This is a genomic window from candidate division WOR-3 bacterium (assembly GCA_016926475.1).
GTDB lineage: Bacteria > SDB-A > SDB-A > SDB-A > SDB-A > JAFGIG01.
Genome location: JAFGON010000082.1, coordinates 1 through 15,663, shown reverse-complemented (window position 1 = coordinate 15,663; position 15,663 = coordinate 1). Strand labels below are relative to the sequence as shown.

Annotated in this window: 11 protein-coding genes; all 11 read right to left on the bottom strand. The window is 41.8% G+C overall.

The features are described 5' to 3' along the window. Positions 1 to 12 precede the first annotated feature (12 nt). The 11 genes from JXA84_08210 to JXA84_08160 all read right to left on the bottom strand — a co-directional run bounded on the left by JXA84_08210 (position 13) and on the right by JXA84_08160 (position 15,610). On the bottom strand, positions 13 to 1,902 hold the full coding sequence (locus tag JXA84_08210) for an ABC transporter ATP-binding protein (GenBank protein MBN1151183.1): 1,890 nt from the start codon (positions 1,900 to 1,902) through the stop codon (positions 13 to 15). After that, positions 1,899 to 2,783, bottom strand: a complete 885-nt coding sequence (gene ftsY, locus JXA84_08205; GenBank protein ID MBN1151182.1) for a signal recognition particle-docking protein FtsY — start codon at positions 2,781 to 2,783, stop codon at positions 1,899 to 1,901. The genes JXA84_08210 and ftsY overlap by 4 nt, the downstream gene beginning before the upstream one ends. Next, entirely contained in the window at positions 2,758 to 6,306 is a 3,549-nt protein-coding gene (gene smc / locus JXA84_08200) for a chromosome segregation protein SMC (protein MBN1151181.1), read from the bottom strand. Before smc ends, ftsY begins: the two co-directional genes overlap by 26 nt. Positions 6,307 to 6,351: 45 nt before the next feature. Continuing rightward, entirely contained in the window at positions 6,352 to 8,367 is a 2,016-nt protein-coding gene (metG, locus tag JXA84_08195) for a methionine--tRNA ligase (protein ID MBN1151180.1), read from the bottom strand. A gap of 18 nt (positions 8,368 to 8,385) precedes the next feature. Then, complete coding sequence (locus tag JXA84_08190) at positions 8,386 to 9,189, bottom strand: stage 0 sporulation protein (protein MBN1151179.1); 804 nt, start codon at positions 9,187 to 9,189, stop codon at positions 8,386 to 8,388. Continuing rightward, positions 9,186 to 10,187: a hypothetical protein gene (locus JXA84_08185; GenBank protein MBN1151178.1), complete on the bottom strand. Its 1,002-nt coding sequence runs from the start codon at positions 10,185 to 10,187 to the stop codon at positions 9,186 to 9,188. Before JXA84_08185 ends, JXA84_08190 begins: the two co-directional genes overlap by 4 nt. Continuing rightward, complete coding sequence (locus tag JXA84_08180; GenBank protein ID MBN1151177.1) at positions 10,184 to 11,374, bottom strand: peptidoglycan DD-metalloendopeptidase family protein; 1,191 nt, start codon at positions 11,372 to 11,374, stop codon at positions 10,184 to 10,186. Before JXA84_08180 ends, JXA84_08185 begins: the two co-directional genes overlap by 4 nt. 88 nt (positions 11,375 to 11,462) lie before the next feature. Beyond that, a complete protein-coding gene (locus tag JXA84_08175; GenBank protein ID MBN1151176.1) occupies positions 11,463 to 12,710 on the bottom strand; it encodes a DUF401 family protein in 1,248 nt (415 codons plus the stop codon). Positions 12,711 to 12,751: 41 nt separating this feature from the next. After that, on the bottom strand, positions 12,752 to 13,159 hold the full coding sequence (locus JXA84_08170; GenBank protein ID MBN1151175.1) for a type II secretion system protein: 408 nt from the start codon (positions 13,157 to 13,159) through the stop codon (positions 12,752 to 12,754). Between the two features lie 155 nt (positions 13,160 to 13,314). Beyond that, positions 13,315 to 14,988 carry a tetratricopeptide repeat protein gene (locus JXA84_08165; protein ID MBN1151174.1) on the bottom strand — a complete coding sequence of 558 codons (1,674 nt, stop codon included), beginning with the start codon at positions 14,986 to 14,988 and terminating at the stop codon, positions 13,315 to 13,317. A gap of 64 nt (positions 14,989 to 15,052) precedes the next feature. Next, positions 15,053 to 15,610 (bottom strand): T9SS type A sorting domain-containing protein, encoded by a 558-nt coding sequence (locus JXA84_08160; protein MBN1151173.1) that lies wholly within the window; start codon positions 15,608 to 15,610, stop codon positions 15,053 to 15,055. Between the last annotated feature and the right edge of the window lie 53 nt (positions 15,611 to 15,663).

Genomic DNA, 15,663 nt, shown 5'->3' with positions numbered 1-15,663 from the left:
TTCAGGTCAAATTCACGAATTGAAGAGTTCGTGGCTGTCATAAAGGTTGCGATAGAGCCCGTTTTCCATGTAAAGCTCATCATGAGATCCGCTCTCAACAACCCTTCCGTCTTCTATCACGAGAATTTTACCCACATTTTTCACTGTTGTCAGTCTGTGGGCTACAATTACGGCTGTTCTGCCCTCCAGAAGAGTGTTTATTGAATCCTGCACCTTTCTTTCGGATTCGTTGTCGAGAGAACTCGTCGCTTCATCGAAAAGCAGTATTTTGGGGTTTTGAAGTACAGCTCTCGCTATTGCTATTCTCTGCCTTTGTCCTCCGGATATGTGAGTCCCTCTCTCTCCTACAATTGTCTTGTATCCCTGGTGTAGATCTTTGATGAATTCATCTGCGTTGGCTATTTTAGCGGCTTTTTGTATCTCTTCCGATATGGCACCTTCTTTGGCGTAAGCGATGTTGTTCTCAATCGTGTCGTAGAAAAGAAGAACCTCTTGACTAACTGAACCTATCAATTTCCTCAGTGAAGATATTTTTATCTTGCGGACATCTGTTCCGTCTATGTAAATTGAGCCCGACGACGGATCATAAAACCTCATGAGAAGTTCGAGAATCGTCGTCTTTCCTACACCGCTCCTGCCGACAATGGCGATGGTTTCGCCTTTTGCGATTCTGAAAGAAAGGTTTTTAAGGACTTCCTTCCCTTTCACGTAAGAAAAACAAACTTTGTCGAAAACTATATCGCTCTTGAAATCATTCTTTTCTAAAGCTTCCGGAGATTCTCCAATACTTGCTTTGACATCAAGTATGGAATATATTCTATCCAAGCCCACGAGAGCTCCCTGAAGCTCATTCCATTTTTGAACAATTACCTTTACCGGATGCATCAGAGATAGAATCGCCCCGAGGTAAACAAAAAAAGCGGCCGAAGAAAAACCGGAGGTATTTTCGATTATCATTTTACCTCCAACCCATATTAAAAAGAGGACTATCCCCATATTCACGAAATCGCTGAGGGGCCGGGTCAGCGAGTCCACGGCGATTCTTTTAAAATTGTTTTTTTTCAGCTTTGAAGTTAGTTCTCTGAAGTGTTTTTTTTCTCTGTCAAAAGTTGAAAAAGACAGCACGACTTTTATGTTCGTCCCGATTTCCTGAATTTTCGAGTTGACCAACGCCCAAGTGTCCTGAGTCCTGTTTATGTATTTTCTTATTTTTTTTGTCATCCATCTTGAAAGAAGGGTCATCACGGGGATAAAAACCAGGGCAACAAGTGTGAGCGGAAGATTTATGACAAGGGCGATGATCAAGTAAAAGAAGACCAGGGAAGTATTTCTAATTATTTCAATCAAAGCACCCATCGCCGTGAAGCCTACGAGGCTTACGTCCGAAGTGATTCTCGAAGTCAACTCTCCTATCCTGTACTTTTGAAAAAAATCCATGGACATTTTTGAATAATGGTCGAAAATCATTTCCTGATAGTGTTTGATGACGCTCTGCTCTACGTCGGCAAATATCAACCTGTGCAGATAATCTACCACCGACTTGAGCAAAAAAATTATAAATGAAAGCAAGATCACCGCTTTTAAAACCCTCATGGGTGAATTTTCCCTTAAAAATTCATCGAGAGATGTTTTAAACGAAGAAAAAAAACCCTCGAAATCCCTTTTCCCGAGAAATTGGAAAGATTCACCTAAAGCTTCTTTTGCCTGAGACGCCATCGGTCTGTCGGGATATTCCGTGTTCTGCTGTGATACCAAAATTTTCTGCGCGATAGGGTAAAGCATGCCTATAGAAACACCTGACAAAAAAACAAAAAACGTCATGAAAACGAGTCCTAAAATTATTTTGTGCCAGTATTTAAGGGAAGTTTTGAGGAACCTCAGGTATGGAGCTTTTAAATTCATGACAAAATCGACCCAACGAATTTTTCGGCGTCAAACCTCGTAAAATCCTCTTCATTTTCACCGACGCCTATATACTTAACCGGAATATTGAGTTTTTCGACTATAGGAAAGACGCACCCGCCTTTTGCCGTGCCGTCGTATTTGGTGAGTACTATGCCTGTAAGGGGCACAAACTCAGAAAATGTTCTTGCCTGAGAAATGGAATTCTGACCTGTCGTCGAGTCCATCACTATCAGGTTTTCACAGGGGTAGGCAGGATCGATTTTTTTTAAAACTTTGAATATTTTCGACAATTCGTTCATTAGGTTGACTTTGGTGTGAAGCCTGCCGGCGGTATCAATTATCAGGATATCTTTTTTTCTCGATAAAGCGGATTCCAAAGCGTCGTGAACCACCGCCGCAGAATCACCCCCTTCCTGCCCTCCAACACAGTCAATGCCGAGTTTTTGCGCCCAGATCTGCAGTTGAAGAACTCCAGCAGCTCTGTAAGTGTCCGCCGCTGCAAAAATGACTTTCTTGCCTTCCATAGCGTAAAGTCTACCGAGTTTGGCGGCGCTCGTAGTCTTCCCAGTTCCATTGACCCCGATCATCATAATCACTTGCAAACCGCAACTGTCTGTCTTTTTATACGGGATGTCGATTATTTGGATAAGTTCTCGTCGAACTCTGTTTACTATTTCTCCTTCAGGGGCAGACCTTGCTATCTGTATCAGCCTTTCGGCGAGTTCGGGTCCCATGTCCGAAAGAATCAGCAATTCCTCAAGCTCGGTTAACTTCTTGCCGTCAATTTTCCCCTCTGAGCCCACGAGTTTTTTCAAGCCCAAAGTCAGAGAAGCGCTTTTTTGGGAAACCGACTTAGTTATCTTCTCCCAAAAATTCATCTATTTTCTCGAGGTTCACGGATACAATGGAACTAACACCCTTTTCTTCCATGGTAATTCCGTAAAGAGCTTGGCAAAATTCCATAGTTCTCCTGTTGTGGGTTACGAGTATCACTTGAGATTCCAGAGCTATAGTTTTGAGGAATCTGATGAATATTTCAACGTTTGAATCGTCAAGAGGCGCGTCTACTTCGTCCAAGACTACAAGCGGAGACAGCCTCATTTGATGGAGGGCGTAGAGAAGGCTCAGTGCGGTAAATGACTGTTCTCCAGTTGATAGAAGGCGGGTAGTGCTGAGTTTTTTTCCAGGTGGAACAGCAATAACCCTGATGTCGGATTCAAGAGGATCCTTGTCTTCTTCGAGTTCAAGATCAGCCAGAAAATTATCGTTGTTTTCTTCAGAAGAGGATTTGAAAAGAATCGAAAATATGTTCTTGAAATTTATTCTGACCGCTTCAAACGTCTCGAGAAATTTTTCCCTCGCGACTTTGTCAATGGAGTTTATGGTCTCTTTAAGCCCTTTTTTGGTGCTCTCCAAATCATCTCTCTGGGTTCTGAGGAAATTAAACCTTTCCAGTATTTCGCTGTATTCTTGTTCCGCGTTTTCGTTTACCGACCCCATTGCCAAAAGGCGGGATTTAATTCTGATAATGTCTTCCTGTGTGACCTCTTCATCATTGGGTTCAACTTCATCGAGTTTTTCAAGTCCGAAGCCGAAAGCTGTTTCAAGTTCTTTCGCAATGTTGTTCAATTCTCCTCTCAAATCAGCCATTTTGACTCTTAACTCCTGAGAGACGTCCATCAGTTCGGTTTTACTTTTTTCAAGGATTCTGCTCTCTTCTTCGGTTTTTCTGTTTTTTTGCCTTATCTCTTCTATGGAGGATTGAATAAACTCAATCTCTCTTTTGGAATTCTCCAATATAGCCGCGTATTCGCTCTTCTTTTCTTCCATTGAAACAGTTTCGAACTGAAGTTTTTTTACCATTTCCCTTTCCTGAGCGGTCATTTTGCCGAGTTGTTCGGCTCTGTCAAGAGCTTTTTCTACCTGGAGTTTTTTTTCAGATAGTCTTTCTGAAATTGTTTTTTTTCTCTCCGACAAAACAGCCGTCTGTTTCTCAATTTCAGAAATTTGAGCAAGAGACGGTTCTATCTTCTTCCGGGCTTCCTGAAGTTCGGAATTCAAAGAATCTATGGAAGAAAGAATGTTTTCTCTCTCTATTGCGATTTTGGCGCTTTGCCTGTTTTTTTCGCCTAGACTGGCCTCGATTTCTCCGAGTTCACGCTCCAGTTCTTTGAATTCTTCAGTTTCTTCTCTGTCGGTTTCTTCAACGAGTCCGATTTTATAGTTCAAGTTTTGAATTTCCGTCTGAAGGGTACCCTTTTTGTCTACTATCATTTTCAGTGTTTGAGTTTTATCACCCAATTCTTGAATGACATCGTCGAGGTTCCTGTCGTTGACCAATTTTTCTTCTTCTGCAGAACCAATTTTTTCTTTGAGCGTTTCTTTAACCGCTTTCAATTCTTCTATTCTCTCTTTTCTTCCGATTATTTTGAGGCTCTGTGCCCCCATGGAATAAAGAGCCCCCTTGATTGTGAAACGCCCATCTTTGTCCACCGCGCATAAAGACGGATGTTTTTTCGAAATTTCCAACATATCTTCCCCGTCCCGGACCACAAACCAGTCGTCAAGTATCCTCTTTACAATGAGATTCAGCGATTCATCCCTGACTTTCACATGGGACGAAAGCGGATCCAGACCTTGAGGAAAGACGATCTCTCCTTCTTGTTCATTTTCGACTTTAACAAGAAACCAGGCTTTCCCCTTTTCCTCGATTTTTATTTCTTCCGCCATTTTCTTGAGTTGATTCTCCTGGACAATGACTGCGCCGAGCGCCGAACCCAAAACTATTTCAACAGCCAATTCATGCCCTTTCTCAACTTCTACAAGATCGCCGAGAGTTCTGTAACCGTATTTTTTTAGAAGATACTTTGTCGCTTCGTCATACCCTTCAAGGTCTCTCTGCTGGTTGGTGAGAAGAGAAAGTTCTGAATCGCATGAAGCGAGATCTTTTTCAAGCGAAGACATAAGGGTTTGAAGGGATTCCCTTTTCGAATTCAACAAGGAGCTTTTTTCTCTGAGGTCAGACAAGGTTCCTTCGATGGCATTTTGCTCATAATATAGTTTTTTGACCGATTCTTCGATTGTCATGAGTTTCTCTGTGTATTCGTCTTTCTCGATCTTTCTGTTCACTTGAGTTTCCTTTAAACTTCTCAGTAAATCAGTTTTGAGCGTTCTCTTTTCGGAAAGAGCCGTTATCTCGTTTTGTAGGTTGATGTCTTGTCTGTCTTTATCGTCCCTGTTTTTGTATTCCATAGAAATTTTGTCGGTCAAACTATCGATGACCGCTCTTTCCTTTTCAAGCGAACCGATTAGGTTCGACCGTTCTTTTTGTTTCAGGTTTTCATCGGTTAAAAAACCTCCAAAATCTCTCTCCATCTGAGCGCTCTCATTTTCCAGGGAAGGAATCGAAATTTCTATGCCTTTTAATTCCTCTTCATGCTCAAGAATTTTTTCATCTAAATATTTTATCCGCTGCCTCGTTTCCGCTATTTCAGCGCTTATTTTTGAAAACACGGAAAGATGTTCATCGAGCTTTTCTTGCTTTTCGGACAAATCCTTACCCAAATTCTGCTCTTGAGACCAAAGAGAGTCTATTTCAACGCTAAAATTTTTGGCTTCCTCTTCCATTTGAGTTCTTCTGATCTGGTTCTTTTGTATGTCCTCTGTCAATCGAGATTCCACCCCAATTATCTCGTCACGTTTTTTCTTCGAAAAGCACAGCAGTCTGGCTTCATATTTGGTTTTCAAATTTTTGTACTGGTTGGTCTTCCTGAGGTCTTTTTTAAGCATATCCAGGTTTGTATTGACCTCTTCTATCTTGTCTTGAAGCCGCATAATGTCGGCTTCGGTATCCCTGAGCCTTGAAATGGTGACGTTTTTTTGAGCTTGATATTTTGCTATGCCTGATACTTCTGCGAACATATCCCGTCTGACCTGGCTGTCGTCGTCGAGAATTCTTTTAATCGCGTCGAGTGAAAACAGCGAATAACTCCTGCTCGTTATGCCGATATTTCTCAGAGTGTCAATGACATCTCTGAGCAAGCAAGGGGTTTGGTTTATGAAGTATTCACTTACACCGTCTCTTTTTACCCTTCTTCGAAAAGTTATCTCGTGAAAACCCAGAGGCGAAGAAGACTCACCCTTTGATTCGAAAGTCAGGTCAATTTCCGTGAAACCGAGAGGCGGTCTTTCAGTGGTACCGTTGAAAATCACTTCTTCCATTTTCACCGCTCTGATCAGTCTGCTGTTTTGTTCTCCGAGAGCCCACCTGATCGCCTCGATCAGGTTTGACTTGCCGCATCCGTTCGGTCCGACTATTCCGGTAATTCCATCGTCGAAATCCATAGAAACCCTGTCGGCGAAAGATTTGAATCCAAAAATATCAATCCTCTTGAGCCTCATATCCTCCTACACCTTCATAAGTATTGCATCGCATTTGCAGGTTTTTTACCTTATCCTCGACCCCTGCGGAATGTCTCTGTCAAGACAGAGAAGAGAGACAGTTTTGCCGTCATCAGCGGCGAGTATCATACCGTTGGAATCTTCCCCTCTTATTTTAGCAGGTTGAAGATTCGAAACGACGATCACTTTTTTCCCCAAAATCTCTTCCTCATTATAATAAGGCACCAATCCGGCGACGATCTGCCGTTCTTCATCGCCCAGATCGACGACTATTTTATACAATTTATCCGATTTTTCAACCCTTTGAATGGATTTTACAAGCCCTACTTTCAAACCGGCTTTCTCCAGATCCGCTATGCCGATATTCTCTGTTAGTGTCTCTTTCACGTCTTTTCTCTCCTTGCCGAGTAAACTCCTCTGCGCCTCGATTTTTTTATCTTCAATTTTTGTGAAAAGAATTTCGGGTTTTCCTATCTCATGGTTCTTTTTTATCCTGAATTCAGAGGCTTGATTCCAGTTTCTCTTATCGAGCCTGAGAATTTTCAATATTTTTTCGGAAGTAAAAGGCATGAAAGGCTCTATCAATACAGCGAGAGTGTCTATTAGAGCTACACAAAAAGCCAGCGTCGATTCACATTTTTTGGGGTCTTTTTTTACCAGGACCCATGGTTCGCTTGACTGAAAAAGTCTGTTGCCGGTTCTGGCTAATTTCATGAATTCAAACGCCGCTTTTTTTGCTTCAAATTTTTCCAAAAACCCCCCGATTTTACCAGGATACGTTTTTATCTCCTCCAAAACTTCTTCGTCAATTAAAGACAAATCAAGCGCCGGAACCTTTCCTTCGTAGTATTTAAGTATAAACGTAAGCGTCCTGTTAACGAAATTGCCCAGTACATCAGCGAGTTCGTCGTTTACGCGCCTTTGAAATTCGGACCATGTGAAATCTACGTCGGAATTTTCCGGAGCTGTAGATATCAGAACATACCTCAACGTGTCCGGAGGGAATGCTTCCATAGCCTGGTCCACCCAGACAGCCCAATTTCTGCTCGTTGAAACTTTTTCACCCTCGATGTTCAAAAATTCATTCGCGGGTATCTGGTCAGGGAGGACGAAATCACCGTGAGCCATAAGCATGCCCGGCCAAACCATAGCGTGGAAAACAATGTTGTCCTTGCCAATGAAATGCACTACCCTCGTGTCCTTTTCAAGCCAGTATTTCTCCCAGAGATCAGGTTTTTTCTTTACATCTCTCGCCCACTCTACGGTTGAAGAAATATACCCTATAGGTGCGTCAAACCAGACGTACAATACTTTTCCCTTTGAATTTTCCAAAGGCACGGGCACACCCCAGTCGATGTCTCTTGTTATCGCCCTCGGGTTAAGACCTTCCTCAAACCAGGTTTTGCAGAACTTTCTGACATTGTCTTTCCATTCCGGATGGGTGACATGCCAGTCCATCAGGTTCTGCGCCAGAGCGTCGAGTTTCAAAAACCAATGTGTCGTCTTCTTGAAGACTGGTTGTGTTTGACAGATTTTGCACTTGGGATTTATGAGAAGAGCCGGTTCAAGCCACCTTCCGCAAGCTTCGCACTGATCACCTCTCGCGTTTTTTGAATGGCAGTAAGGGCATTCCCCTTCAACGAACCTGTCGGGAAGAAACCGCCTGCATTTTTCGCAGTACAGTTGGGTGATCTCTTTTTCTTCAAGAAATCCGTTGTCGAGAAGTTTCAGAAAAAATTTCTGCGTCAAATCATAATGTATTTTTTTCGTAGTCCTTGAAAAATTGTCGTATTCTATCCCGATGTCTTTAAGCGCCTTTTTTATCATTTCATGGTACCGATCGACGAGTTTTTTCGGAGTCGTGTTTTCCTGCTCGGCTTTCAACGTTATCTGAACGCCATGTTCATCGGTGCCGCATATATAGACCACTTCTTCTCCCTTGGACCTGAGATATCTGACGAACACATCAGCAGGCAGGTAACATCCGGCGAGGTGCCCGATGTGAAGAGGTCCGTTCGCGTAAGGTAAAGCGCTTGTGACGAGAGTTCTTTTATATTTCATTGGTCTTCTCCAGATGAGCTATTTGTTGAAAGGTGGAATTTTCATGTTTATGTCTTGTAAATTCAACGTTTTCATGACGCCTGTTTCAGTCTTCACCGTAACGCAATTCTGATATATATGCGTGCTGACTACTTCGACTTCGTCCCCTTCGGTTGTCTTCACTTTAGATCCGATAGACGGATAGTATTGAGAAGCCTCTTTATACATTTCCCATTCATACATCAGACAACACATAAGTCTTCCGCAAAGACCAGACAATTTTTGGGTGTTTAAATTCAGGTTCTGTTCTCTCGCTATTTGAAGGGTTATAGGTTTAAAATCTTGAAGAAAGGTCGAACAGCAAGTCTCCCTGCCGCAAGCTCCTATTCCCCCCAATCTTGTCGCGTAGTCCCTCACTCCTATCTGCCTTAAATCTACACGGCAATGAAGATGTTTAGCCAGGTCCCTTACGAGTTCCCTGAAGTCGATTCTCTCCTCAGAGACAAAAAACAACCTTATTTTAGATTCCTCGCTGTCGTATTCGACGGCCACTACCTTCATCGGAAGGCCAAAGTGAACAACCCTCTGTTTTGCAAGCTGAAGAGAAAAGATTTCTCTTTCCCTGATTTCCTGCCATCTAATCTTGTCCTGAACCGTAGCGTATCTAACTACTTTACCCTTTGGTTCGAGTCTGTTTAAATGCTTACCAATTTCTATTATCCTGCCGACCTCTTCACCTATTCTTCTTATGGCGACAACAAAATCACCTTCTTCAGGAGGGACGAGAAGATCGCATTCACATATAGACGCCTGGTGACCTTCAAAATCAACTTTTATGTTCATAAAACCTCTTCTATCAAGTAATCCTTAATCAGTCCGTTATCGATGTTCAATTCAAGGGCTTTTTCGGCTTTCATGCAAGCCGCTTCACATTTATAAAAATACCTGCTGTCTTTGTCGCGAGCAAACTGTTGAATTTTATCAGCAAATTCAGGATTTCTCAATTTATTCCGCAAGCTGTATCTGACAAAAGCGAAATCCGCGCACAGTGAATGAAGCGTTTCGATCAAAGCGAAGACGATTTCCCTATCGGTAATTCTCGAAGGCCAGACGCCGATGAGTTTTTTCCTGTCTTTTGAAAGAAAAGCCGACAAAAACATTTTTTTCGCCGTTTTTTTTTCTTCGTCGAAGACAATTTCCAGCGCTTTGCTCAGGCTCCCGTCCGAAAGAGAAGCAGTTTCTCGGGCTTCGTTTTCCCTGACGCCATATCTTTCTGCTAAAATCTTTGAAATGATATCTTTTTCAAGCCCTCTGAAACCCAGGAGAAATCCTCTGGACACAACGGTGGGCAAAAGCGTAGAAAGGTGCGATGTAGTCATGATTATGCAAGTGTCTATGGGCGGCTCTTCAAGGGTTTTTAAAAAAGCGTTTGCCGCCTCTGTTCTCATCCTGTGAGAATCTACTACTATGACAAACCTTTTTTTCGCCGAGAAAGGCCTGAATTGGAGTTTTTTCTGGACCGATCTTATCTGGTCTATTTTTATAGTAGAATTTGGGGATTCGGAAACTCTCCATTTGCCTTCTTTTAAATTTTCGTCAATATTTTCGTCTATTTCATCCCCGTCCGTCATGTCTGTTGGGGCCACCACAATCAAGTCTGGATGAACGAGGGATTTGAACACTCCTGGGTTGAAAGAAAACGCGTATTGAAAAGCCGAAATCGTTTTGCCGACTCCTCTCGGACCATGAAATATCATCAGAGAGGGAGTCTTGTTTTCTCTTTTTGTCCTTTCGAGATAGTCAAGAGCTCTCTCCTGCCCTTTGACAACAACGGAAATCATTTCCCCCCGGAGAGATAGTCCAGCGGATTAACTAAAGCGCCTCCTATCCTTATTTGAAACTGAGTTCTGGATTCCCCTTGGACGTTTTCGGCGACGCTTCCTATTACTTGACCCGCCCTGACAACCTGCCCTGTGACTACGTTGAGAGGAGAGGACAGATTATCGTAGTAAGTGCTGTAACCGTCTCCATGGTGGATTATCACCACGTTGTTTTTCAGCCCAAATCTTTCGCTTAAGTAAACGGTTCCATTCGCAACGCACTTGATTTCTGTTCCAACAGGCGCGAAAATTTCAAGTGTCCCACTCTCACCGACGCTGTGAGTTAAAGAGCCTCCTCCCTCGACCGGCCAAATTATCGATCCCTTGCTTTTTTCAAAAAAATTATCGGGATTTATCTCTATTTCGCTGTTCTGTGGAAGTCTCACCGTTGTGAAATCCACGCTTCCGGAATTGCTGTTCGTCTGAGGGTTGAAAGACGCCCCACCTATCGAAGCTGTAAGGCTCCTTGACCTTTCCTGGGCTCTGACCTGCCTGTCTATTTCACTCGCCGCCTGCGTCAACTCTTCCTTCAGGAGCTGTTGGGCTTCTATGGAAGAATCCAACCGAACCGCGAGCGCGGTCATGTCGAGTGAATCAATCTCTATCTGTCCGTTTATTATTTCAATCTGCTGTTGAAAAAAGCTCATCCTCTCTATCATCGCGTTCATCGAATCGACCTTCTGCTGAAGGCTCATTTTCGACAGCCTCATCGATTTTACTATACGAGCCATCTCTTCGGCTGTCCTGGTCAAATATTCCATCCTGCCTACAAAGTCGGAAAAGCTCTCTTCTGAGAGGAAAACTTCCAAAGCCGAAGGATCACCCCTCTTGTAGAGCTCTCTTATTTTCTGAGCGAGCATTTCGTCGTAGATCAGTGTTTTTGAATTCACCCTTTCAAAAGCGCCTGAAATACGCAGTGAGTCTCTTTTGATGATTTCCAATCTCGATTCGAATGAATCTCTTAACGCCCTCGCCAACTGTCTATGCTCTACCAAAAGATCGAGCTTGACAACCAAATCGTTGGCCTGGTCGCTCATAGAAAGAGTTGTTTGCTCTATCTCCGCCATTTTCTGTCTCATTGCAGTCAAAAAAACCTCGTCTGGAACCTGTGAAACCGCTATTAAAACCGCTATTAAAAAGTATTTCATAAATCTTCTCCTTTTTACTATTGGATGCCTTATGAAAGACATTATATTGTCTTTCGGAGAAAAGTAAAACCAAAGAGTTCTGGTTTGGTCAAAATCGAGAAAATATAAAATAATACAAAACAAAAGCGGATGTCAGGGCTACAACAGGTCCGGTGAGATACTTGTAGATTTCTTTCCAAGACGAACGGAAGTATTCCTTGGAGAGCAGAATGCAGGCGTGGAAAGGAGACAGCATCATTCCGGCGTATCCGAAACCGAAAGCGAGCACGAGTATCGCTGTCTTTGAATACTGAGGGAAATCTTCGAGCAAGTCAATTATCAGCGGGAAACTCGCGCCTATAAAACCTATCGCTATTCCAGTTATAAGACCGGATATAAAAGGCAAAAAAGTGAACACGACCATCACAGGAAAATTCATGTTCCCGATATCCTGGGCAATGGATTGAGCGATGCCGGCCTTTTCTATAACTTCCTTGTAGCCCATTATGGTCATTATCATTATAGCCAGAGGTATGACTCTGCTAAGGTTCAGCGATTTTTTCAAGCTCAACCCTTTTTTCCAGCTCCTGAAACATACGAGAATGCCGCAGAGGACCGCGGGTATAATCACAATTTCTGACTGTAATTCAATACCGAAAAAAGACAAAACCGTTTTGTAGCCCAAAGCGAAAACTATGACCGTGGTCAGCGGGGCGAAACCCGTCAGCATGTCTTTAGATATCTTGAAACCGGAAGATTTCTTTTTTGAAGTTTGGACTTTTCTGTATATGAAAACCCAGCCTACAAAAAATGACAGAAAGGAAAAAACTATTGTCTTGCCTATCCATTGGAACATATTCAATTTGGTTACAGCCAATAGGGTTATCACTGCGGGATAAAGAGGCCACCAAAACTCCCATACATGTCTGAACCAGTAATTGAGAACGGTGAGAAGCCCGGGTGGGTTTTTGCCGTCAATACTCGAGTTTACAAGCGGAGCGCTGAACAGAGCCCCCCCCGGCATGGGTAAAAGACCTACGAGGGAAGCCATAAAAACCCCTGCGGCTCTTCCCGATGAAAAAACGCTGACCGAAGCTTTTTTGCATTTCTCGAGGATTCCCGTCTCTTCCATTATTCCGCTGAAGACGCTTATCAGGGCGACGAGAAGGGACAGAAAAACCGAGTTGAGTGATACCGAACCGAAAAGAAAAGTCTCAAGTGTTCCCAGCAGACCTTTTCCGAAAAATATTCCGCTGGTCAAAGCTCCTGCAAATATGGCTACAGCTATCCATTTCTTGAATATTTTCGACACGGCAAATATAGCCAGAAAAACTGCAAAGATCTTTAAAAGGGACATATAAGCTGGAAAATATCAGATTGATATCATAAAATCAATATTTAACTTCCAAAACCCGGATTTATCAATATTATTGTATCAGAAGATCCATTTTTCCCAGCGCCGATTATAGTGTAAGTCGAAGGTGAAAAACCATTGTGATCGTAGCTGACACAACCAGCTTCTGAGGGTGCGTTCGGAGACCATGCTGCGCCGGAGGGGTTAAAAGGGTTTTTAAGGCTTTGTAACATGGATAAAGAATCCATGTTTGCTTCGTCTATATAGAATCCGTCAGAAGAAGTTGAATATTCTTCCGCTGAAAGGTGTAATGTGTGGGCGTTTGCCTTTACTTCGGCTTCTTTGGCTCTGTCGCGCAGTCTTACAAAATTCGGTATAGCTACAGCGGCAAGAATACCTATGATCACGACAACAACCATCAGTTCTATGAGAGAAAAACCTTTATTTTTCATTTTAACCTCCATTGAATAATCCCCACTTTTTGATTCAGCAATTTTTATACCAAAAAAAGCATTGCTGTATATATCGATATAGTGGAGGTTAAATTATTGACACCGAAAAAAAGTTTTGCATAATGCAAAAAAACTAATAAATCGCGAAAAATAGTCTATTTTTGCAGAAAATTTTCGAAGTATAGTGCTGAATCAGTTCCGCCGGTTTCCCAGTAAATATTTCTCAGGCATCTAATAGCTTGTTCGTCGTTGGGTTTTCTTTCCAAAATTCTGTAATAACAAGTTTTCGCTTTTTTGAAATCCTTCAGCATGAAGTATGTGTTTGCTAAATTCAAGTTTATCTGGGGATCGGCACTGTCAACCTCAATCCCTTCAACAAAATAATTTAAAGCCGTGCTGTAATCTTTTCTGTTGAAGTATATCAGTCCAGTATTGTTGAGAGCCGTCAGGTTTTCGGGGTTTATATAAAGGGCTTTTCCATAATACAATAGAGCGCTGTCGGTCATGCCCATGTTTTCCATAATAATAGCATAATTAGTGGTCAATGTAGAATTACTGGGGTTGAGTGAATAAGCTCTCTTGATCTGGTTGTATGCAAAGTCTATCCTTCCAATTCTCAAATATTCAAGCGCGAGGTTGTGAGTTGTAACCCAAGAGTTCGGAGACGATCTCACGGCGAATATTTGGTGTGAAAAGGGATCTCTGAAAACCTTGGAATAGACGTAAGTGACCGACGAAAAAACGATGAAAAAAAACAACAAGAATACATACTTGTATCTTGTCAACACTTTCCCAGTATCAATCTCAGCGACCATCAGAAGAACTCCCGGAAGCGCTGGATACGCTCTCGTCTCAATGAAACTCGCCGTCGTGAAACCTCTTAAGAACGTAGGACCGATAATTGAAAAGAACCATAAAGCGCCGAACAGAAACATTTTCATATTTTTTACTCTTTTAAACGTCACCAATAAAGCGACAATGGACAACACAAGAATTCCGTAAAAAATATTCACGTTTTCAGGCACCGGATACGGTGAAAGGTCGAACGGAAACACAAGCTTTCCCCAATAACTCAAAAAACCAAGGATAATATTTTTGCCCGAGTAAAAACCCCTGCACCCTAAATTTATGACCATACTTCTGAGAGTAAACCATGCCGCAGATATCAGCAACCAACCCGAAGACAAAACCGCGATTTTTTTAGATGAAAATTGTTCTTTTTCAAAAAAAATCAAATACGCCAGATACACGACCGGAAAGACCAGGGCTGATTCTTTCGTAAGAAGTGACGCCAAGAAAGCCAGAAAATGCAGTGTAAGTGAAAGCCACGAAAATTTTCGTCCCAACTTTTCCAAAGAAATCAGCGATAAAAGGAAAAATATCGAGAGAAGAGAGTCATTTCTGCCCTGGATCCACGCCACGGACTGGACTGTCAGGGGGTGGACAGAAAACATCAGGGAAAGGAAAAAACAGTTCTTTTCCTGTAATTTCAAATGCTTGAGAAAAACAAAAACCAACAGAGTTGAAATTATGTGAAGAATGACGTTGGAAAAGTGATAAAACCGCGGATTTCCTCCCGCCCACTGGTATTCTACGACATACGAAACGAGCATCAAAGGCCTGTAGAACATTTTATTGTCATCATTTCCAGAAAGGGATAAATCTTTTGAAAATGAAGCGATTATATTTGAAGGTTTTTCAAAGAAAGGCGCGTTATCTACTAGAAGATGGGAGTCATCCCAGTTGACATACCCAAACCTTAATGTCTGATAATAAAGAATTGCCGGAACCGTAATCAAAACGGATAAAAATAATAATTTTTTTTTCACCGGATAATTATACAACAAAAAAAGGGGAGATAAAATCTCCCCTTTTTTGAGCAAAAGATTCTGTTTATTCAATAATTGCAAAACTTTTAACGAAGCGATCATTCTCAGTGATTATTTCTACAAAATAAACTCCAGCCCTGACAACATTTCCATAATCATCTTTTCTGTCCCAATAAACCATAAAACTGTTATTTATTGATGTATTGTTGAAAATTTCTTTTGTTTTTTGACCTAATATATTATAAATATTGACAGTTGTGACTGGATCAATTAATCCATTTAATTCAAAATAGTAAATTCCGTTTTTTCCGTATACATTTAAAGTATTTAATCCTGTGTTTTCGTCAGTAATTAATAACTCCATTTTATCTGATGAAAAAGAACCTAATGAGAAAATATTTGTTCTTGCAGTTGTGTAATAACTGTAACCACTATCCCAAGTATTACCAGCTGTATAAAGATTATTAACATTTTGATACATAGCAACTAAACTATGTGGTCCAGATGCTGAAAGACTGGAAAATGGACAAAAAGAGTCTATTATGTTGCCAAAAGTATTAGTATAGTAAACGTAACCATTATCACTAGTGGTAGTGTAAATTCTTCTGTGTAAATGAGGCAAAAAGTGTTAAATGACTTTTTGCCTTATTTAATACGAACAGGAGGATGAAATGG

Excerpts from the sequence above, each read along its gene's own strand:
- JXA84_08210 (MBN1151183.1), bottom strand. The coding sequence starts at position 1,902 with ATGAATTTAAAAGCTCCATACCTGAGGTTCCTCAAAACTTCCCTTAAA.
- ftsY (MBN1151182.1), bottom strand. The coding sequence starts at position 2,783 with ATGAATTTTTGGGAGAAGATAACTAAGTCGGTTTCCCAAAAAAGCGCT.
- smc (MBN1151181.1), bottom strand. The coding sequence starts at position 6,306 with ATGAGGCTCAAGAGGATTGATATTTTTGGATTCAAATCTTTCGCCGAC.
- metG (MBN1151180.1), bottom strand. The coding sequence starts at position 8,367 with ATGAAATATAAAAGAACTCTCGTCACAAGCGCTTTACCTTACGCGAAC.
- JXA84_08190 (MBN1151179.1), bottom strand. The coding sequence starts at position 9,189 with ATGAACATAAAAGTTGATTTTGAAGGTCACCAGGCGTCTATATGTGAA.
- JXA84_08185 (MBN1151178.1), bottom strand. The coding sequence starts at position 10,187 with ATGATTTCCGTTGTTGTCAAAGGGCAGGAGAGAGCTCTTGACTATCTC.
- JXA84_08180 (MBN1151177.1), bottom strand. The coding sequence starts at position 11,374 with ATGAAATACTTTTTAATAGCGGTTTTAATAGCGGTTTCACAGGTTCCA.
- JXA84_08175 (MBN1151176.1), bottom strand. The coding sequence starts at position 12,710 with ATGTCCCTTTTAAAGATCTTTGCAGTTTTTCTGGCTATATTTGCCGTG.
- JXA84_08170 (MBN1151175.1), bottom strand. The coding sequence starts at position 13,159 with ATGAAAAATAAAGGTTTTTCTCTCATAGAACTGATGGTTGTTGTCGTG.